Origin of the sequence: Limnoraphis robusta BA-68 BA1 (assembly GCF_034932365.1) — a bacterium.
In the GTDB taxonomy this organism is placed as follows: domain Bacteria; phylum Cyanobacteriota; class Cyanobacteriia; order Cyanobacteriales; family Microcoleaceae; genus Capilliphycus; species Capilliphycus robustus.
This window is the reverse complement of the sequence record NZ_JAYGHR010000081.1, coordinates 42,980-63,634: the sequence shown is the minus strand read 5'-3', so window position 1 is coordinate 63,634 and position 20,655 is coordinate 42,980. Positions and strand designations below refer to the sequence as shown.

At 43.6% G+C, this 20,655-nt stretch carries 19 protein-coding genes, 2 pseudogenes and 1 riboswitch; of the genes and pseudogenes, 16 read left to right on the top strand and 5 right to left on the bottom strand.

Annotated features, from left to right (window positions below; translation table 11 throughout):
• Positions 1 to 31 precede the first annotated feature (31 nt).
• Complete coding sequence (locus tag VB836_RS23970; RefSeq protein WP_046279404.1) at positions 32 to 316, bottom strand: hypothetical protein; 285 nt, start codon at positions 314 to 316, stop codon at positions 32 to 34.
• A 166-nt stretch (positions 317 to 482) separates the two neighbouring features.
• Between VB836_RS23970 and VB836_RS23965 the strand changes: the two genes are divergently transcribed.
• From VB836_RS23965 to VB836_RS23950, 4 genes are all read left to right on the top strand, one after another.
• Positions 483 to 1,121, top strand: a complete 639-nt coding sequence (locus VB836_RS23965; RefSeq protein ID WP_323223227.1) for a peroxiredoxin — start codon at positions 483 to 485, stop codon at positions 1,119 to 1,121.
• 193 nt (positions 1,122 to 1,314) lie between these two features.
• The gene (locus VB836_RS23960; protein ID WP_323223246.1) at positions 1,315 to 2,292 is read left to right on the top strand and encodes a cysteine synthase A; all 978 of its coding nucleotides are present in this window, start codon (positions 1,315 to 1,317) and stop codon (positions 2,290 to 2,292) included.
• 132 nt (positions 2,293 to 2,424) lie between these two features.
• Positions 2,425 to 3,333, top strand: coding sequence for an Rpn family recombination-promoting nuclease/putative transposase (locus VB836_RS23955; RefSeq protein WP_323223225.1), 909 nt, complete (start codon positions 2,425 to 2,427; stop codon positions 3,331 to 3,333).
• Between the two features lie 37 nt (positions 3,334 to 3,370).
• Positions 3,371 to 4,000, top strand: a complete 630-nt coding sequence (locus VB836_RS23950; RefSeq protein ID WP_323223223.1) for a chromophore lyase CpcT/CpeT — start codon at positions 3,371 to 3,373, stop codon at positions 3,998 to 4,000.
• An 84-nt stretch (positions 4,001 to 4,084) separates the two neighbouring features.
• Here VB836_RS23950 and VB836_RS23945 read toward each other — a convergent pair whose 3' ends face one another.
• The 3 genes from VB836_RS23945 to VB836_RS23935 form a co-directional block, all read right to left on the bottom strand.
• Positions 4,085 to 4,447: an STAS domain-containing protein gene (locus tag VB836_RS23945; protein WP_046279400.1), complete on the bottom strand. Its 363-nt coding sequence runs from the start codon at positions 4,445 to 4,447 to the stop codon at positions 4,085 to 4,087.
• 68 nt (positions 4,448 to 4,515) lie between these two features.
• Positions 4,516 to 5,550 carry an oxygen-dependent coproporphyrinogen oxidase gene (gene hemF / locus VB836_RS23940; protein ID WP_323223221.1) on the bottom strand — a complete coding sequence of 345 codons (1,035 nt, stop codon included), beginning with the start codon at positions 5,548 to 5,550 and terminating at the stop codon, positions 4,516 to 4,518.
• A gap of 423 nt (positions 5,551 to 5,973) precedes the next feature.
• On the bottom strand, positions 5,974 to 7,272 hold the full coding sequence (locus VB836_RS23935; RefSeq protein WP_323223219.1) for an RNA-guided endonuclease InsQ/TnpB family protein: 1,299 nt from the start codon (positions 7,270 to 7,272) through the stop codon (positions 5,974 to 5,976).
• Between the two features lie 297 nt (positions 7,273 to 7,569).
• On the opposite strand from VB836_RS23935, the gene VB836_RS23930 reads away from it, so the two are divergent.
• The 8 genes from VB836_RS23930 to VB836_RS23895 all read left to right on the top strand — a co-directional run bounded on the left by VB836_RS23930 (position 7,570) and on the right by VB836_RS23895 (position 16,341).
• The gene (locus tag VB836_RS23930; RefSeq protein ID WP_323223217.1) at positions 7,570 to 8,640 is read left to right on the top strand and encodes an Mrp/NBP35 family ATP-binding protein; all 1,071 of its coding nucleotides are present in this window, start codon (positions 7,570 to 7,572) and stop codon (positions 8,638 to 8,640) included.
• Between the two features lie 110 nt (positions 8,641 to 8,750).
• Complete coding sequence (locus VB836_RS23925; protein ID WP_046280056.1) at positions 8,751 to 8,951, top strand: NAD(P)H dehydrogenase subunit NdhS; 201 nt, start codon at positions 8,751 to 8,753, stop codon at positions 8,949 to 8,951.
• Positions 8,952 to 9,182: 231 nt separating this feature from the next.
• Entirely contained in the window at positions 9,183 to 9,851 is a 669-nt protein-coding gene (locus VB836_RS23920) for an HAS-barrel domain-containing protein (RefSeq protein WP_046280055.1), read from the top strand.
• Between the two features lie 139 nt (positions 9,852 to 9,990).
• Entirely contained in the window at positions 9,991 to 10,806 is an 816-nt protein-coding gene (gene rpsB, locus VB836_RS23915) for a 30S ribosomal protein S2 (RefSeq protein WP_323223215.1), read from the top strand.
• A 480-nt stretch (positions 10,807 to 11,286) separates the two neighbouring features.
• Positions 11,287 to 11,916 carry a translation elongation factor Ts gene (tsf, locus tag VB836_RS23910; protein WP_323223213.1) on the top strand — a complete coding sequence of 210 codons (630 nt, stop codon included), beginning with the start codon at positions 11,287 to 11,289 and terminating at the stop codon, positions 11,914 to 11,916.
• A 263-nt stretch (positions 11,917 to 12,179) separates the two neighbouring features.
• Entirely contained in the window at positions 12,180 to 13,043 is an 864-nt protein-coding gene (locus tag VB836_RS23905; protein ID WP_323223211.1) for a hypothetical protein, read from the top strand.
• 326 nt (positions 13,044 to 13,369) lie between these two features.
• Positions 13,370 to 15,859, top strand: coding sequence for an ATP-dependent DNA helicase RecG (gene recG, locus VB836_RS23900; RefSeq protein ID WP_323223209.1), 2,490 nt, complete (start codon positions 13,370 to 13,372; stop codon positions 15,857 to 15,859).
• Positions 15,860 to 15,861: 2 nt separating this feature from the next.
• On the top strand, positions 15,862 to 16,341 hold the full coding sequence (locus tag VB836_RS23895; protein WP_323223206.1) for a GNAT family N-acetyltransferase: 480 nt from the start codon (positions 15,862 to 15,864) through the stop codon (positions 16,339 to 16,341).
• Between the two features lie 4 nt (positions 16,342 to 16,345).
• Here the strand turns inward: VB836_RS23895 and VB836_RS23890 are convergent, their stop codons facing one another.
• Entirely contained in the window at positions 16,346 to 17,038 is a 693-nt protein-coding gene (locus tag VB836_RS23890; RefSeq protein WP_323223204.1) for a Uma2 family endonuclease, read from the bottom strand.
• 76 nt (positions 17,039 to 17,114) lie between these two features.
• Positions 17,115 to 17,262, top strand: a riboswitch (cobalamin riboswitch).
• A gap of 131 nt (positions 17,263 to 17,393) precedes the next feature.
• Here VB836_RS23890 and VB836_RS23885 point away from each other — a divergent pair.
• The 4 genes and pseudogenes from VB836_RS23885 to VB836_RS23870 all read left to right on the top strand — a co-directional run.
• Positions 17,394 to 17,636, top strand: a pseudogene (locus VB836_RS23885) (RNA-guided endonuclease TnpB family protein); the annotation flags it as partial.
• A 113-nt stretch (positions 17,637 to 17,749) separates the two neighbouring features.
• Positions 17,750 to 18,640: pseudogene (locus VB836_RS23880) on the top strand (RNA-guided endonuclease InsQ/TnpB family protein); the annotation flags it as partial.
• A gap of 431 nt (positions 18,641 to 19,071) precedes the next feature.
• Entirely contained in the window at positions 19,072 to 19,485 is a 414-nt protein-coding gene (locus VB836_RS23875; protein WP_323223202.1) for a DUF1636 domain-containing protein, read from the top strand.
• Between the two features lie 53 nt (positions 19,486 to 19,538).
• Positions 19,539 to 20,525, top strand: a complete 987-nt coding sequence (locus VB836_RS23870; RefSeq protein WP_323223200.1) for a methyltransferase domain-containing protein — start codon at positions 19,539 to 19,541, stop codon at positions 20,523 to 20,525.
• Positions 20,526 to 20,655: the final 130 nt, after the last annotated feature.

Below are 20,655 nucleotides of genomic sequence, written 5' to 3'. Positions count from 1 at the left end.
TGCGGCTTGCGCCCAAAAGCTTGCGCGTAAATCAAGAATAACGTCCCCCAATCGGACAAAAATCAGGACAATCAATCGCTTCTTCTGATAAAGCAATTGTAGGTCGTACAGGACATTTAAGATGATAATCTTTAGTAAAGTATGCACAATCAGCACAAGGAATTTGGTGCATTCGTTGGGCGCGTCGCGTGGTATCAAAGATCGCAGACCCCAGACTCCAAACCAACAGAATGATCAATCCCCAGGCAGATACAAAACACAAGGGGACAATAAACGGCTGGATAGCGTGAATTAAAGCAATGAGCAGTTTTAACACTATAGGCTTCTCCCTGATTTAGTTTTGACAACGGGATACTTTATTTTAATCGTCCTGGGACCTTAAAATTATGTGAAGATTTAAAAACAGCAAAATTCCGGTCGGAAAACCGGGGTATTATGACAGTATAATCACATTCCTCACGAAACATCACAGGAAATCAGCTATGACACTGCGATTAGGAGATACAGTCCCTAACTTCACGCAAGCCTCCTCAGAAGGTGATATCGACTTCTACACCTGGGCGGGTGACAGTTGGGTTATTTTATTTTCTCACCCCGCCGATTACACTCCCGTTTGTACCACTGAACTCGGTACCGTCGCCAAACTCAAGCCTGAATTTGACAAACGCAATGTTAAAGTCATCGCCCTGAGTGTCGATGATGTTGAATCTCACAAAGGCTGGATTGGTGATATTAACGAAACGCAAAACACCAATATTAATTATCCCATTTTGGCGGACGCGGATCGCAAAGTGTCTGATCTCTATGACATGATTCATCCCAACGCTAACGCTGCTGTGACTGTCCGTAGCGTTTTTGTGATAGATTCTAACAAAAAACTCCGTCTTACCCTGACCTATCCCCCCAGTACCGGACGCAACTTTGATGAAATATTACGGGTGATTGATTCTTTACAATTAACTGATAATTATCAAGTGGCGACTCCCGCAGACTGGAAAGATGGAGACGATTGTGTAATTGTTCCTTCACTCAAAGATCCCGAAGAATTAAAACAGAAGTTTCCCAAGGGATACACCGAAGTTAAACCCTACTTGCGGATAACTCCTCAACCCGATAAGTAGTTCAATCTTTCAGTAGGGTTGGTCAAACCGATTGCTGTTATTTAATAATAGAAAGGCTAAAAGATTTGACCCACTATTATTCAATAACAGTAGGGTGGGTCAAACCGATTGATGTTGTTTAATAACAAAAAGGCTAAAAGATTTGACCCACCAAACCTCAGAAAATAAGACAACTTAAATTCAATCAAGTATGATGGATATTAAAGATGGTTTTGTCGAAACAGTTGGTAATACTCCCCTGATTCGACTCAATAGTTTTAGTGAAGAAACAGGCTGTGAAATTTTAGGGAAAGCCGAGTTTTTAAATCCCGGTGGTTCTGTTAAAGATCGGGCTGCCTTTTATATTATTAAAGATGCCGAAGAAAAGGGTTTACTCAAGCCGGGAGGCACTGTTGTTGAAGGGACGGCAGGGAATACAGGTATTGGTTTAGCCCATATTTGTAATGCCAAAGGTTACAAATGTTTGATTATTATTCCCGAGACTCAATCCCAAGAAAAAATCGATTTATTAAGAACATTAGGGGCAGAAGTTAGAACGGTTCCGGCTGTTCCCTATCGTGATCCCAATAATTATGTTAAACTTTCGGGTCGCCTTGCATCTGAAATGGAAAATGCAATTTGGGCAAATCAATTTGATAATTTAGCAAATCGGATTGCTCATTATGAAACAACAGGCCCAGAAATTTGGGAACAAACAGACGGAAAAGTGGATGCTTGGGTGGCTGCAACGGGAACTGGGGGAACGTTTGCCGGAGTTTCTTTGTTTTTAAAAGAAAAAAATCCTAATATTAAAACCGTGCTTGCTGACCCAATGGGAAGTGGTCTTTATAGTTATGTAAAAACCGGGGAAATTCAAACAGAAGGCAGTTCAATTACCGAAGGAATTGGTAATAGTCGCGTTACCGCTAATATGGAAAATGTGCCAATCGATGATGCCATTCAAATTGATGACGTGGAAGCCGTGCGGGTGGTTTATCAACTGTTAGAAAAAGATGGCTTATTTATGGGCGGTTCTGTAGGAATTAACGTCGGAGCGGCTGTCGCCTTAGCCAAACAAATGGGGCCAGGTCATACTATTGTTACGGTGTTGTGTGATAGTGGAACTCGCTATCAGTCTAAATTATTTAATCGGGAATGGTTGACTGAAAGAGGACTTTTACCCAAAAGTTAGTTGTTGTTTAATTATAGCACTAACCCGGTTTCTCAGCCCCATCTTGACCACCAGAAATCGGGTTTTTCATTGTTCTTTGCAGCTTCCCCAAAACCCTATACAATCGAGAAATCGTTTCTCATCTTTAATCAGTTGGCTTACGATAACCTCTGTAAATATTTAGCTGAAACCTATCCTGCGGCTTTTGCACGCTGGTTACTGACAACTGAACCGGAAAATATTCAAGTGTTAAAAACCGAATTGACCTTGGAACCCGTTCGTGCTGATTCGATCACATTACTACAAACAACCGATCAAATTCTTCATTTGGAATTCCAAACCCAACCCACATCAGAACCCCCGTTACCCCTACGAATGCTAGACTATTGGGTGAGACTCTATCGCCAATATCGTATTCCGATTCAACAGTTTATTATTTTCCTGCAACCCACAACCTCACAAGCCGTTTACACTCAAGAATTTATTGTAGGAAGAACTCGACATGAGTATGATGTGATTCGGATGTGGGAGCAGAACCCCAATGTATTTCTGAACGACCCCGCACTCCTCCCTCTAGCTCCGTTGGCTCAAACGGACTCCCCTCAAACTTTGTTAGAGCAAGTTGCAGCACAAACCGCTAGGATTGAATCAGTTGAACAACGTCAAAACATTTTAGCCTCGGCACAAATTTTAGCAGGTTTGAGGTATGACAAACAGTTGATTGGGCAATTATTAAGGGAGGATATTGTGAAAGAGTCTGTTATCTATCAGGACATTTTGCAAAAAGGTCGTCAAGAAGGTCGTCAAGAAGGTCGTCAAGAAGGTCGTCAAGAAGGTCGTCAAGAAGGTCGTCAAGAAGGTCTTTTGCAAGGAGAAGCGAGTTTGATTATTCGTCTGTTAACTCGTCGGTTTGGAGAGGTTGATCCTCAGTTACAACAACAAATTCGTAGCTTGTCTATCTCTCAATTAGAGGCTTTGGGTGAAGCGTTGTTAGATTTTACAACTCTTACCGATGTCACCGCTTGCTTAGAACAAATACAAGACTCTGAAAACATCAATTAAAATGGCTGAAACGTTGATTAATATCTGAGATCAGACAATGACTTTTTCACCGGAATTAATCGCCTTAGCTCGTTATCTAGCAGGTGAATTTGATAACCAAGTCCAAGCGAGTGCTGAACCCGTTTGGTATGTTCATCTACATCTTTGGCATCGTCCCCTGCCGATACCGCTTTTTAAAGATAGTATTACCTTCTTTGTCGAACAAGCCAACGCTTTAACCCTCGATCAGCCTTATCGTCAGAGGATGATGCAACTTTACTCCTCTGCTGAAACGACCGAACGTCTACACATTCAGTATCATATGCTCAAGGACTTAAAAGCTGTTCAAGGTGGAGGTTGTCATCCAGACAAACTGAGACAGCTTACACCCGAACAGCTCGAATTTCTTCCCGGTTGTCGGTTAGATGTGACCTATCAGCAACTGACGGCGAATACCTATCACTTTAAGGCTAGTCTGCCCGAAAATACTCGCTGTTGCTTAACCTATCAAAATCAAACCATTCAGATCGATTTAGGGTTTGAGGCGATGCCCAATGAATTCTTCAGCTACGATAAAGGAATTAACCCCCAAACAGGTCAAGGGACTTGGGGAGCATTATTAGGGCCGTTTCGATATGTAAAACGTCAGGACTTTTCACTTGAACTCTCTATTGAACCCCGCAATTAGGTGGGGAATCAGGAATTGGGGATTAAAGTCATCAACAACCCGTAGATGCAAGCGGTTTAAGTCTCTAGTCCCTAATCCCTAACCCTAACTGGCTCGCACACCTTCCTCAAGTGCTTCTTCCTCGGTTTCAAAGATTTCAAACACAGAATCCATCATGGTGACTTCAAACACCAATTTGGCTTCTGGATGAACATTGCAGATTCGGAAACTGCCTTTCACCTTGTCTGCATCCCGCATCCCTGCCACCAACGAAGTCAAACCCGAGCTATCAATGAAGTTAACTTGACCGAGATTGACGACAACATGGCGACTCAGTTTAGAGATGCACTCTTGCAACTTGAGGCGGAATTGCCAAGCTGTGGTGATGTCTAGGCGTCCACTGGGAGTCAAGACAATCACCTTTGTTCCATTTTGGGTCGTATGTTCCTTTTGATCGATTTGAATCACTGACCGTCCCCTCGGATGTTCGATAGAGCAATGATTGCTTCTTCTGACAGTAGTTTAACTCAGACCTGTTAGTTGGGAGCAGTCCAGTTAGCCCAATCTTGGGGTTTCAAGAACGTTTCGTACAGTTCGGCTTCTGGGGTTCCAGGTTGAGGTTGATAACCATATTCCCATCTTACCAAAGGCGGCAAAGACATGAGAATCGACTCAGTACGTCCATTCGTCTGTAACCCAAACACCGTACCGCGATCGTAGACCAGATTAAATTCTACATATCGGCCCCGTCGATAGAGTTGGAAATTGCGTTCGCGATCGCCATATTCTGCTGCACGACGGCGCTCAACAATCGGCCCATAGGCAGGTAAAAAGGCGCGTCCACAGTCCTGTACAAAGGCAAATAAGGCTTCCCAGTCTCGCAGATCAGGTGCGCCTATTTGCTCAGAGTATTTCGCCGCCTCACTTTCAGTATGAGGGCCGCGATAGAGTTCTCCTTGACCATCTTGGTAGTCAAAGAAAATGCCACCAATTCCCCGTGCTTCTTGACGATGCTTGAGGTGGAAATACTCATCACACCAATGTTTAAACACCGGATAATATTCGTGATGATGGCGATCGCAAGCCCCTTTAAACGTTTTGTGAAAATGAGCCGCATCTTCAGCAAAGGGATAATAAGGCGTTAAATCGGCCCCCCCGCCAAACCACCAAACAGGTCCTGCTTCAAAATAGCGATAATTTAAATGTACCGTCGGAATGTAGGGATTACGCGGGTGCAACACCATAGAAGTGCCTGTCGCATAAAATCCGTGACCTTCGGCTTCAGGACGTTGAGCTAGAATCGAAGGGGGTAAACTTTGACCCCAAACCTCCGAAAAATTCACGCCCCCTTGCTCAAATACATCACCATCTCGGAGCACCCGTGAGCGACCCCCACCTCCTTCGGGACGTTCCCAGGAGTCTTCTTGAAACTGGTTCTTGCCATCTAGCTGTTCTAAACCCTGACAAATTTCATCTTGAATCTGCTTCATAAACTGGCTGACTCTGGCTTGGGAGTCGGCTGCTGGCGGATTCGGGGTTGTTGTTTTTTCAGATACTCTCGAAGCTGTCATCTAAAAACTCGCTGGAGGCTCCCGTAATCATGTTTAACTGAGCGGGAGAGGAAAGCGAGGCGAGATCTGTCGCTTCCCTTGAACACACTGATAGATTTCTATCGATCTGGGGATTTCACTCGTTCGACACGTTGCATTTGTATGAACGCTGGGCAATTACAGACTCAAGAAGCCTCCCGATACCCATAGGTTTTGTTTCGGGTTGTCAACCCAACAGCGATGGGTTGAGTACAACCGCTCCTCAACTTTCGTTCGGCACAGTTGCTCGTTGCGATCGCGATTTGATCATCCGGGCTTTAACCCGATTATCTCAAGAGGTTAATCCCACAAATTTTTATTTTAACCCGATCCTGTCCACTCTTTTGACTTTGAGTTCACTTCCGTTCAAGAGTCTGTATCTTTTCGGTGACATCATCCCGACGCTCACCAATCGCGGGTAGAGCGCGGGCTTCCCTTCCTCACGGTTGGGGCTTCCTGCTTCATCGGGGTACGCACGCAACCTTCCTCAGCAGGCAGTATCACCGACTGTCCATCGGCTACAAGTATCAGACCGCGTTGCATCACCACTTGAGCGGCAGCAACATCTCGGTCGGTTGTATATCCACATTCACTGCAATGATGCACTCGTTCACTGAGTTCCTTTTTCCCAGTATGCGCTCCACACTGAGGGCAAGTCTGACTGGTTCCATTGGGATCTACTTTGGCGAAGTAGACTCCCCGCTTCCAGCACACCCACTTGAGAATTTCCAGAAAGCTACCCCATGCAGCATCCAAACAATGCTTTGCTAACATCCCGCGACTGGTCGCTTTGAGGTTCAAGTCCTCAGCAAAAATCATTCCGACATTGTTGCAAAGCTTGTGGGCTGTCAGGAAATGGAACTCACGGCGGACGTTGTAGATGTGTTCATGCAGTTTGCGAATCTTGGCTTGAATCTTCCGGTAATTCGCAGAACCTTTTTTCTTGTTCCTCAATTTACGTTGCAGCCATCGAAGCTTGCTTTGCAAATCCACGAAAAAGCGAGGGCGTCCTACCAATTCACCTGTCGATACCGCCAAGAACTTCTCCAGTCCCAAATCAATGCCAATGGGTTCACCATGCGGCATGACATTGGGAACGGAAACATCGGCTTGCAGAATCAGTTGAGCGTACCATCCAGACGGCTTGAACACTACCCGCACCTGTTTGACTCCAAACCCTTCTGGAATGGGACGATGCAGGTTGATGGGCATAGCTCCAATTTTTGGCAGCTTGATGAGGCAGCGCGTTGTGCGGGGAACCCGCGTTGTAGCGACTGCCGTTTCAAATCCGTTGACCGGATTAGATTTGAACTGCGGAAAGACAAAAGAGCGGTACTGACCAAATTTCTTGAATCGGGGAAACCCAAACCCTCTCTCTTGCATGAACTTGAACGACTTATCCAGTCGCTTCAAAGCATCTTGCAAAACCTGAGAGTGAACTGCCTTGAGGACTGGAATCTCCTCTTTGGCTTTGGTCAGCGCATTCTGCTGTTTGTAGTAGTCAGGATAGGGTGTCTCAGCAGGGATGATGTATTCCTGCCTGATACTGCAAGCATTGACCGGGCATTTACGCGAGTTTATCCAGTCCTTACGTTCTGCCAATGCGTAGTTATACACGCGACGGCATTGCTCCAACCAGTCAAGCATTTGCCCTTCCTGGTCAAGACTTGGATAGATTCGGTAGCTGTAGGTCAAGTTCAACATAGCTATATTCTAACGGATTTATATTTTCTGTTAGAACCGATAGATAGTGTGTCAATTTTCGGGGCATCGTAGCAAGCTCCGCGTACCGGTACCCCTCAATCGACGCTCTTGTGTCCATGTATCCCGACGCTGACCCTACTGGTAAAGCGCGGGACTTATAGCTCCCCGAACCCCTCACAAGTTAAAATATTGTCAAAAAAACTTAATTATTTCACTCCTGTCCAAAAATAGAGTAGGGCAGAAATCGCAACCGATGCGATCGCCTTCCTCCACTCACTAGCTGCAATCACCAACAAGATGTCAAATTCCCTGAATGTCAGTTCTGTTTTAGAAATCCTGCGACCTGTACAAGATCCTGAACTTCAAAAGAGTTTGGTCGATCTCAATATGATCCGCAATGTCAAAATCAACCAGGGTGAAGTCAGCTTTACTCTCGTTCTCACCACTCCTGCCTGTCCGTTGCGAGAGTTCATCGTCGAAGATTGCCAAAAAGCAGTGCAGCAACTTCCAGGAGTCCAACGAGTCACGGTTGATGTCACCGCCGAAACTCCTCAACAAAAATCGATACCCGATCGCCAAGGCATAGAAGGCGTTAAAAATATCCTCGCCATCTCCAGTGGTAAAGGCGGTGTCGGCAAAAGTACCGTCGCCGTTAACGTTGCGGTTGCTCTGGCCCAAACGGGGGCAAAAGTCGGGCTGATCGATGCAGATATCTATGGCCCGAACGATCCGACGATGATGGGACTGACAGATTACCAAGTGATGGTTCGTCAAGGAAAACAAGGTGAAGTCTTAGAACCTGCCTTTAATTACGGCGTGAAGTTGGTTTCGATGGCGTTTTTGATCGATCACGATCAACCTGTAATCTGGCGTGGCCCGATGCTCAACGGGATTATTCGTCAGTTTCTCTACCAAGTCGAATGGGGTGAACTGGATTATTTAATTGTAGATATGCCACCGGGAACCGGAGATGCTCAACTGACTCTGATTCAGGCGGTACCGATGTCGGGGGTTGTGATTGTCACCACTCCGCAAACGGTTTCTTTACTGGACTCTCGTAAAGGTTTACGGATGTTCCAACAACTGGGAGTCTCTATTTTGGGGATTGTTGAAAATATGAGCTATTTTATCCCGCCCGATCTGCCTGAGAAAAAATACGACATCTTTGGTTCTGGGGGAGGCGAGAAAACCGCTCAAGAACTCGGTGTCCCCCTCTTAGGGGGTATTCCCCTAGAAATGCCTGTGCGAGAAGGTGGCGATAACGGAGTCCCTGTGGTGATCTCTCACCCCGACTCGGCGGCGGCGAAAGCGTTAACAGCGATCGCTCAACAGATTGCGGCGAAAGTCTCTGTAGCGGCTTTGACGTGACAACCGGATCTATCAAAAATCCCAAAAATAGCGATCGCATTATATTCCGTTCCGAATTCTCGAATATTCTGTAGACTGAATGAATGTAGAGATCAATTAAGGAATTAGCCATGATTCTCCCCGGTTCAGCAGTTCGTGTGATCAACCCTGGTGATACTTACTACGGCTTTCAGGGACAAGTGCAACGGATTAGCGATGGTAAAGTTGCTGTTTTGTTTGAAGGGGGAAACTGGGATAAATTAGTTACGTTTCGACTTTCAGAAATTGAACCCGTTGATGCGACAGCCGGCCGAAAAGCCAAAGCAAAATAAAATTCGGCAGGTGCAAATCAGTGACCAGTAAACAGTGACCAGTGACCAGTGAGCAGTGAACAGTAACCAGTTTACAGTAACCAGTGAACAGACAACAGTGACAACTAATAACTGTTTACTGGTCACTGTAAAAGCTGGTCACTGATAACTGTTTACTGGTCACTGTAAAAGCTGGTCACTGTAAACTGATAACTGATAACTGTAAAAGCTGGTCACTGTAAAAGTTTGCTTATGCGTCTTCCCTTTCCTCAATTTAGTACAACGACTCGTGATCACCGTCATATTGGAGAGGTGATTGAGACGACAACTTGCGAATTTTTAGCCCAATGTCTCGAACCGGAAGATCTGACGTTCCCGATAATGCCGCCGTTTGGCAGTTGGGTCAAATCGAGTGATGAGGAGTCGGGTAATCAAGTTTATGCGATCGTGTATCATGTAACAACCTGTCCGATTGATTCGGTACATCGGGCTAGAGCGTTGGGATTATCTTTGCAAGAGTTGCGGGAAGAACAACCGCAGATTTTTGCAATGTTGAAAACGGAGTTTAGAGCGGCGATTATTGGGTTTGAGACTCCGGCTAGAGGAACGAATGGCATTGAACCGCCCAGAGGTACTGTTTATCAATATATTCCGCCTCGTCCCCCGCAAATTCATCAGGCGGTTTATCATTGCGAACCTGCGGATATTATTCATTTCAGCACGGAATTTGACTTTCTAAGAACTTTGCTGCAAGTCAGTCAAGCGCCTGTTGAGTCGCTAACAGCAGCAGCAATTCGCCACATTTATCAACTGCGAAATTGCGATCGCTCTTGGCTGGTTGAAGCGGGGCGCACGTTAAGTATTTTACTCCGAGATGACTATGATCGCCTGCGGGTGATTCTCAAACAAATTCATCCATAGGGTTAAACATGACCTTATTTTGCTAGTATAGAGAGGTTGTCTAAAATTCACACATCCTGGGTTTCGGGTGTTTTTGACAAATCCAAGTCAGAGATCAACCCTGGGATGGAGGATTAACCCGAAAGGAGTTAAATTTAAAATGGCAGTTATTAGTCTCGCTGAAATGTTAGAGTCTGGAGTTCACTTCGGACATCAGACTCGTCGTTGGAATCCGAAAATGGCTCCGTATATCTATACAGAACGGAACGGAGTTCATATCATTGACTTGTTGCAAACCGCCCAACTGATGGAAGAAGCCTATGAATATATTAGAACTTCTTCTGAACAAGGCAAGAAATTTCTGTTTGTGGGTACGAAACGTCAAGCGGCGGGTATCATTGCTCAAGAAGCTCTACGCTGTGGAGCCTATTATGTAAACCAACGTTGGTTAGGGGGAATGCTGACCAACTGGACGACCATCAAAACTCGGGTAGACCGACTCAAAGAGCTAGAATATCGCCAAGATAGCGGTCAACTTGATTATCTGCCCAAAAAAGAAGCTTCTGTGTTACGACGGGAACTGGAGAAGCTGCAAAAATACCTGGGTGGTATTAAACAAATGCGTCGCACTCCTGATGCGGTGGTGATGATCGATCAGCGACGGGAACATAACGCTGTTATGGAGTGTAAAAAGTTGGGAATTCCAATTATTGCGATGTTGGATACGAACTGTGATCCCGACTTGGCTGACATCCATATTCCCGCCAACGATGACGCCATTCGAGCGATTAAATTAATCGTTGGGAAGCTGTCCGATGCCATTTATGAAGGGCGTCACGGTCAACTGGAGGGTGATCCAGATCTGGCTGAAGAATTTGCTGACGACTACGATGGTGCAGAGGAAGACTTCGGCGAAGAAGGTGAAGATTACGAAGAATATATTGAAGACGAAGAAGATCCCGATAAAGAGGATTAAAATAAACTCAGCAGTCTCAATGTTCTGAGGGATAAAAGGGCGCAAAATACCTATTTAAGCCAATTGGGTTCGGGCTTGCGCCCTGTAACAAACAATGCTGATCCCGTTCGGGGACGCAAGAGAAATAGAGCGAAAATTGAATCAGTAGAAAGTGCTACTATATACAGGGTTGATGACCGAAATTAAGCGGGATACAAGCCCGGTTTGAGGACGGTTGACCTCAAATTGAGGTAAAATCATAAAAATGTTGGTCTACTAGAGTTGGGATTCGTGCGTACCAACACTTAACACGAAGCACGTAAAGCGATAGTAGCAACATCAGGTCTGTGCGGATCTATTGAAAAACCGATGGACTCGCGCATAGTGCCGAACCCAGAAACTTAATCTTTTTTCGACTCAAACCCAAAAATTGGGTGTAGGTCATTTACCATTCGTCTCAGGGCGACTCAAAAAAATTCAAGAGAAGGAATAGAGGAAAAAATGGCCGACATATCAGCAAAAGTAGTCAAAGAACTGCGTGAAAAAACAGGCGCAGGTATGATGGACTGCAAAAAAGCACTCAAAGAAACAGATGGCGATATGACCAAAGCTATCGAGTGGCTGCGACAAAAGGGCATTACCTCGGCCGATAAAAAAGCGGGTCGTGCGGCCAGTGAAGGACTGGTTGGCAGCTATATTCATACTGGGGGTCGCGTTGGGGTTCTCGTTGAAGTCAACTGCGAGACTGACTTTGTTGCGCGTCGCGAAGAGTTTCAAACGCTGGTGCGAAATGTAGCCATGCAAATTGCCGCTTGTCCGAATGTGGAGTATGTTGCGGTTGATAATATTCCCAGCGATATCGTTGAGAAGGAAAAATCGATTGAGATGAAGCGCGATGATCTCGGTGGAAAGCCCGATAATATTAAAGAAAAGATCGTTCAAGGTCGGATCGATAAGCGTCTGAAAGAATTGGCGTTGATGGATCAACCTTATATTCGCGATCAAAATATTACGGTTGAAGAGTTGGTTAAACAAACCATTGCCCTTCTCGGAGAAAATATTAAAGTGCGTCGCTTTTCTCGCTTTATTCTGGGCGAGGGGGTTGATGCAGAGGAAGAGACGGCTGAATAAGCACCGTTTTTTGGACAGAAATAACCTTGAAAAAAGTTTGATTAGCCCCGATTCAAATTATCATTAGAGGCGATTGGGGCTTTTAAATCTAAGCTATTTCAGTGACTCAAGGTAGAAGACCGGAAATTGGATTGAGAATTGGGAAAATGAATGATTCGGCAGTTTTTCCGAATATTGTTCTAGCTAAGAATTGACACCTGAACCCTACTAACGGATTAGTTTTTACGGTTTAATATTGACGCTTTCTCCATCAAATTGCAGAAATGACAGGATCGCTTAAAGCCATAGAGGAGGATCTCGCTTCTTTAGAAGAGGCAATCGCCAAGTTAGCTCATGAATTTGATCACGCCTATGAAAATTATCTCACGGCTTTAGGAAAAGCAGTTCGCCAACAGTTGATTCTGGCGAGTTATCATTTATGTACTCAGGGCTATCCAGAATCTTTTCTGAAGCTTTCCTTTTCACAACGGCAGAAATTTCAACAAAATTTGCAAACGTTAGCTACAAACGCTCAAAAAACGTTGCTGTCTCTGGTGCAACTTTCCTCCGCCTCTCAAGCTTTGAAGGAACAACCAGAGGACGATGATTCTTTAGAAGAAGATTTCACCCCCGAAGATGAATCTGTTGAAGTCTCTAGTGATTTTTTGATTCAACAGGCTCTTCCGCAGCCCTTGAGTTCTCCTGAACGGTTGGCTTTGTGGCAAGAAAAGCTGGAAAAATCAATTCATGCTTTTTTGAAAACCCTGTCTCGCGATACCAACCGATGCTTACAAAAATCCGAGATTTTCCCCCAAAAATTACCAGAAGCCCTTTTAGAAGCGGCTTATCTAGCGGAAACTTCGGCACAAACTGTTGCGAGTCCGCCTAACCTCCTGAACTTGATGATTGAAACCGAAGACATCGAGGACGAGGAGATTTCTAATGTGACTCGTGTGATGGCTGTGCATCTGCGTCTGTCTGAAGTTGAATTTGCAGATACAGCCGTGATGTCAAAACGTCATCAGATTCGCAATCTCTCTGCTCAGTTGAACAAGCTGGGACGCAATTATCAGAAGAAACAACGAGAACGGGCTGTGTTAGAAGCTGAGGCGGCTTGGCGAGCCAGTTGGTTTGAGCAGAACGCTTAAACACTGAAGCCGTAGAAGCTAAGAGGCGAAGGGTTAACGGGCTATTTTCTGGTGTTGATTTATAGTTCAAGTGTAGGGGCGAACAACCCCAGACTAGCCTATGCTATTATCTTAGCGAAAATTTCCTAAAATGTCAAATAAAAGTGAATTTTCTTGATTTTTCAAGTTAAAAACTTCTATACTTTTAGAGGAAGACAGCTTCATGCTGTTACCCTATAAAGGATAGACAAGCCAATGTTTTGATTTTTTAGTTTTCAATGACTTGGAGTCCGTTTAATTGGATTAATAAAATCAGATAAACTTCTATTTTTTACTCAACTGGAACAATGAAAAGTAACCAACCAGACTGGGAGCGTTTACAAAAAGCAATTGCAGTTGAAGCCGAAAGGGGATTTAATAATGTTCAGGGAAAGCATCACCAATTTCACGAGTTTTTGTATATTAGCTTAAACGAACTTTTTAACCTTGTTCCCGGAGACTCTAAAAATCGCTGTCAACAAATGGTAGATGCGTTTGCGAATTATTCAGAAAAAAGTCTGCAAGATAGAGAAAACCTTCTGGATGATACAAGGCGGTTTTTGTTGCAAATGCAGCGAAGTCTTGACTGTCGTGAAAAAGTCGAAGAAATCACTGAAAGAAGTCAACAAATTCCGGCATCTATTCCGACAAATTCCCTGATTCAAACCCTACCAATTGTTGAGAAATCACCGAATGCTGCTTCTTCTTTAGAACAACCTTTAGAGAACGTCGTCGGGCCTAGAAATGCATATCGTTTAGCGAAACTGGGCTTGTATACGGTTTATGATTTATTATACTATTATCCGCGAGATCATATTGATTATGCTCGTCAAGTTGCGATTCGAGATTTAGTTCCGGGAGAAACAGTAACACTGATTGCTAAGGTTAAACGGTGTAACTGTTTTAGCAGTCCTAGAAATAAGAAATTAACGATTTTAGATTTAATCTTAACGGATAGTACCGGACAACTCAAAATTAGTCGTTTTTTCGCAGGGCCGAGATATAGTAATGCGGGATGGCAAAATAAGCAAAAATATAACTACCCACAGGGTACGATTGTCGCGGCTTCGGGGTTAGTGAAAAGTAATAAATATGGAATTACTTTAGATAATCCTGAATTGGAAGTTTTAGACCAAGAAGGGGGGCAAATTGACTCGATGAAAATTGGTCGGGTGGTGCCTGTTTATCCCCTGAGTGAAGGGGTGGGTGCTGACTTAATTAGAAAATCGGTTTTATCGGTTTTACCAACAACGAGCCAGTTGCAAGATACGTTACCTCAAGGTTTATTGGATATTTATCAACTGATTGGAGTACAAGATGCGATTCAAAATATTCACTTTCCCCCAGATAGAGACTGTTTAGCCGCAGCCCGTCGCCGTTTGGTATTTGATGAGTTTTTCTATCTACAATTAGGACTGTTACAACGACGTCAATCTCAAAAAAAAGCGGCAACTAGCGCTGTTCTTGCTCCGACGGGAAAACTGATTCAACAGTTTGATGAAATTTTACCGTTTAAATTAACGAATGCTCAACAACGAGTCATCAAAGAAATTCTGATTGATTTACAATCTTCTGAACCGATGAATCGGTTGGTTCAAGGGGATGTAGGGGCAGGAAAAACAGTAGTCGCAGTTGTGGCAATGTTAGCGGCTATTCAAGCCGGATATCAAACGGCATTGATGGCGCCAACGGAAGTTTTAGCTGAACAACATTATCGAAAATTAGTCAGTTGGTTTAACTTAATGCACTTAAGCGTTGAACTGTTAACGGGTTCAACTAAAACAGCGAAACGTCGCCAAATTCACAGCCAATTAGAAACGGGAGAATTACCTGTTTTAGTGGGAACTCATGCGCTGATTCAAGATACGGTAAATTTTCATCGGTTGGGGTTAGTGGTGATTGATGAACAGCATCGGTTTGGGGTGCAACAACGGGCTAAATTGCAACAAAAAGGTGAATCTCCTCATGTTTTAACGATGACAGCGACGCCCATTCCGCGTACATTAGCGTTAACGTTACATGGGGATTTAGATGTCAGTCAATTGGATGAACTTCCGCCGGGGCGTCAACCGATTCAAACGACTATTTTGATGGGGAAACAACGCAATGAAGCCTATGATTTAATCCGACGAGAAATTGTGCAGGGAAGACAGGTTTATGTGGTGTTGCCGTTAGTTGAAGAATCGGAAAAGTTAGATGTCCGTTCAGCAGTGGAGGAACATCAAAAACTGCAAACGAAAATTTTCCCAGAATTTCAAATTGGTTTATTACATGGTCGTCTGAGTAGTGCGGAAAAAGATGAAGCGATTAGTCAATTTCGCGATCAAAAGACGCAAATTCTGGTTTCTACAACGGTGGTAGAAGTGGGGGTGGATGTTCCGAATGCAACGGTGATGTTAATCGAAAATGCGGAACGATTTGGGTTATCTCAATTGCATCAATTACGGGGACGAGTTGGACGGGGTAAACACAAATCTTTTTGTCTATTAATGGCAGGAAGTTCAACGCCAGAAGCCAGAGAAAGGCTAGAGGTTCTTGCAGAGTCTCAAGATGGATTTTTTATCGCTGAAATGGATATGCAGTTGCGGGGGCCAGGTCAAGTTTTGGGATCTCGTCAGTCAGGATTACCGGATTTTGTCTTAGCGAGTTTAGTTGAAGATCGGGAGGTGTTAGAATTGGCAAGAGATGCGGCGCAAAAAGTGATAGAAAAGGATGAAACGTTAAACCGTTGGCCGTTAATGCAGCAGGAGTTAAACCGACGGTATCAACGAATGTTAGGGGGTTCTATTTTGACTTAAATATGAATATTAGATCGGCTACTGTAGAGGATGTTTCGCTGATTTTTTCGTTTATTCAGAAGAAGTCAGAGTTTGATCGTAATATTGGGGGGTTTTCGGGTGTGTTGAAAGTTTCTGAAGACAAAATTCGCAAAACCCTATTTGGGAAAATTCCTTTTTCTTACGTTGTATTTGTCGAGAACTTTGAACGGGAAATCGGCTTTGCGTTGTATGCTTTTAGATATTCCTCCTATATGGGTCAGCCGAGTATTTGGTTAGATGATTTGTATATTGACGAAGATAGCAGGAGTCAGGGTGCGGGGTTAATGTTAATGAATCATCTGGCTGAAATTGCGATAGAAAATGATTGTACTCATCTGGCCTGGAATGCAGATAGTCGAAATATTCGCGGATTGAATTTTTATCAACGTTTGGGTGCTGAAATTACGGAAAAACAGGGAAATCGATGTTTTTTGAAATGGGTTCCATTCTCTAAAGTCTGAAAAATTAACGCTGTGCTAACTGTTCAACAAAGGCTTGATGTTCAACGCTTTCTAACCCCCTTTGCAATACTTGTAAAACTTGTTTCATGTTCCCGGCTAATAACTCATTCACTGCTAACCATAACCCCGGAAAAACACGACTGCGAATAATACCTGCATCATCAGGTTGCAACTGAATATATTCTCCGTTTTCTAACACAAACCAATTGAATTGATTTTCATAGGATTGCCAAACGAGATATTCTTGTACTCCATTGCGTCGATAAACTCGTTTTTTATCTCCTAAATCAATAGATACACTACTGGCGGCAATTTCTACTATTAATTCGGGTGAACCGACAAGATAACCCTCCTCAGTGATTTGAGTTTTTCCGCCTTTTTCAGCTTCAATTAATAACACTCCATCGGGTTGGGGTTCATTCTCTAAATCTAAACGAACTGTTGGTTCAATACTTAAATCAATACCCGCAGTAGCCGCTTGATAAACGCCTAACCAAGTGATAATTTGACTGTGGGGTTTGACCTGCTGTTTATGTCGCAAAGGGGATGCCATATATACGACTCCTTCAATTAATTCGGCTTTAATATTGGGCATTTGATTGTAACGTCGTTCAAATTCGGGGCGAGTTAAGCGATCGCCATTTTCCAAAGGAGGAATAGAGGTTAAAATAGTTTGGGATTTAAGTGGGTTCGCCATAACGACACTTCTCTTTCTAGGGTGTTGCTTCAATTTTATCGTTTTCAATCTTTCGATCTCATTTTGGGATTTTTATGATATCATTCAGCTTATCGGTTCTAATGGGGAGCAGTCATTAGACGCAAGGGGGAAAGTTCGGTGCAAATCCGTCGCTGTCCCGCAACTGTGATGAGGCTTATATTAAGTTTCAGAGTCAGGATGCCCGCCGATTATTGTTGTTTAATTTGCGCGTCTGCGAGGTACAGATAGTGTTTGAATTAGTCTTTTTACCAATAAAAAACAGGTTTAAAGCCCCGTCGTTCACGACGGATTATTGTATGCTACAATAACTTATCGTGGAGCGACAATGATAAACATGATTGTCTATGAAATGAAGCTACAAGGAACTGTTGCCCAGTACAAAAAGTTAGATGAAGCTATTCGTACTGGTCGTTTCGTTCGCAATAGCATCATTAAAGCATGGATAGACGGTCAAATCAAAAGTCGTAACGATGCTTATACCTACTGCAAACTGTTGTCAGACAATCGGAGTTTTCCCTGGGTAAACCAACTCAATTCTATGGCTCGACAAGCACACGCAGAGAGAGCATGGGCATCCATTTAAAAACCGATAGAGAAGCGGAAGAACGGATTAACTTAACTGTAAAACGCATAGATCTTGGCATCTCACAGATAGCTTAATCCGTTAAATCCTTATCCTATCTGTTTTAAATTGAACGATTTTATCAAAATTGTCGGAAAAAAATACCAGGTCGAAAAGGCTTTCCCCAATTTAAAAAGTACCAAGTCCGAGCATCAGTTGAGTACAAAACTTCGGGCTGGAAACTTTCAGAGGATAGACGCTATTTAACCTTTTCCGACAAGTTTCAAGCGGGGACATTTAAGCTTTGGGGAAGTCGAGATTTGCACTTCTATCAACTCCAACAAATTAAACGGGTTAGGGTGATTAGAAGGCACGATGGTTACTATGCTCAATTTTTGATAGACCATGAAAGGGAGGAAAACAAAGAACTCAGTAACAAACAAACAGGTTTGGATGTCGGTTTAAACCATTTCTACACTGATTCAACAGGTAAACAGGTAGAGAATCCCCGTTTTCTAAGAAAAGATGAGCGACGAATTAAAAAGCTGCAACGTCGATTATCTCGAAAAAAAAAGGGAAGCCAAAACCGTAAAAAAGCCAGGAATCGGTTAGGTAGGGCGCATCTAAGAGTTTCACGCAGACGTAATGATTTGGTTTGTAAACAGGCCCAACACGTCATACAGTCTAACGACTTGGTAGCGATAGAAAATCTACGGATACGGAACATGGTTAAAAATCATCATTTAGCCAAGTCAATTAACGATGCTGCTTGGTACAGATTTAGAGAATGGTTGGAATATTTTGGGAGAATTTATGGGGTTCCGGTGATTGCCGTTGAACCTGCATACACGTCTCAAAATTGTTCAAACTGCGGTGAGAAGGTTGTCAAAACTCTCAGCACCCGGACTCACAAATGTCCTCACTGTGGGTATGTAGCAGACCGGGATGAAAACGCCGCCAAAAACATTCTAAAATCTGCATTAAAACAGCTATCAAATCAAGAAACGGATAAGAAATAGATTAACGGATTAACTTGACTGTAAAACGCATAAATCTAGGCTTCTCACACGTAGCTTAATCCGTTTTTCCGCTTAATATCTGTTTTTAAAATACCGTCGGGCAGATGGAAATCAACGCCTCCCGAGAGACTGATCTCTGCTTGGGCGGGGAAACCCAATCCTTGTAAGTCAACTCATAGAAAGAGGAAGCCCAAACAGTGATGTTTGGAATCTCCGTTGTTTACGGCGGAGAGGATGTCAAGATTCAATCCGTTACGTTTTTCTCGATGTAATACGGCTTACTTAGCTTTTGATATCCCGCTACAGTAGGTTTTTACTTAGAAGCATCACTTCTGCTTTCAGCAAATCAACTGACTTGAGGTTGAATTGCTAACCGTTCATTGTCTTCAAAAAAACCGGGTGTTCCATTGTGGTTCACCTGAAAAATTATAATGACTAAACACACCATTTTTGTCTGTACAAGCTGTGCGAGTACCTGGGAATCAGGGAAACGAGTCGGGGAAAGTGGCGGCGAAAAACTGCTGCAAAAACTCTCTGAATTCTCAGAAATCAGAGAATTAAAGCCAGGATTTTTGATTCAAGCTGTGAGTTGTATGAGTGCTTGCAAACGGGCTTGTGTTGTTGCTTTTTCTGCTGAGAATAAACCCACTTATATCTTCGGAGATCTTCCGGCGGAAAATGCAGTTGATTCTGTTTTAGATTGTGCGAACCAATATTATGCAATGACTCCCCAGGAGAAGTTAGCGTACAAAAAACGACCAGAACTTCTGAGAAAAGGAATTATTGCTTGTATTCCTCCTCAGTTTTTCCCCGAACAACAGTCTTTCAGTTCTCAAGGACTCTAACTTCGTGCTAAATTAAGAGTCAAATCGTCAAAAAATATCAATCCTTTCTTTCAATGAATTTCGTTAACATCCTGGGACTTTTCCTGATTATCTTGACCATCGGTATTGTCTTGTACTTAATTACCCCTCGCCGTTATCAATCCTCTGATTCGGTTGCCAATTCCTACGATCAATGGACGGAAGATGGTATTTTAGAATTCTATTGGGGCGAACATATCCACCTCGGTCATTATGGTTCCCCCCCGCAACGAAAAGACTTTTTACAAGCCAAAATCGACTTTGTAGATGAGATGGTGCGTTGGGGCGGTTTAGACAAATTACCCCAAGGAACAACGCTGTTAGATGTGGGTTGTGGAATAGGCGGAAGTAGTCGTATTTTAGCCAAAGATTACGGATTTTCTGTGACTGGAGTGACGATTAGCCCCCAACAAGTCAAACGCGCCCAGGAGTTGACACCCGCAGAAATTGATGCTAAATTTCAAGTCGATGATGCAATGGCGCTGTCTTTCCCTGATGAAAGTTTTGATGTAGTATGGTCTGTTGAGGCAGGCCCCCATATGCCGGATAAAGCGATTTTTGCTAAAGAGTTGCTGCGAGTCGTCAAACCTGGTGGCGTGTTGGTTGTGGCTGACTGGAATCAACGAGATGATCGGCAAATTCCGCTTAATGTTTGGGAAAAACCTGTGATGCGTCAACTCCTCGATCAATGGTCACATCCGGCTTTTTCCAGTATAGAAGGCTTTTCCGAACTATTAGCTGAAACGGGGCTTGTAGAAGGGCAGGTAAGCACCGCAGATTGGACAAAACAAACCCTACCTTCTTGGTTCGATTCGATTTGGCAAGGAATTGCCAGACCCCAGGGATTAGTGAGTTTTGGTTTCTCGGGTTTTATTAAATCTTTGCGAGAAGTGCCGACTTTGTTGTTGATGCGGTTAGCGTTTGGGGCGGGTCTTTGTCGGTTTGGAATGTTTCGGGCTGTCAGGGCAAATTCACCGCTACAATTAACTAATACTACAATCACTGAAACCGCACAAGTTTAATTAGAAAAAATATTTTCCGTGAAGTAGACCCCAAAAACTCGGTATCTTTGAGAAACCGGGTTTTTAATTTGTTTTCTCACTCTCATTTAATTGAAAACCGCTATAAACTGTTACTGTCCCTCAAATCAAC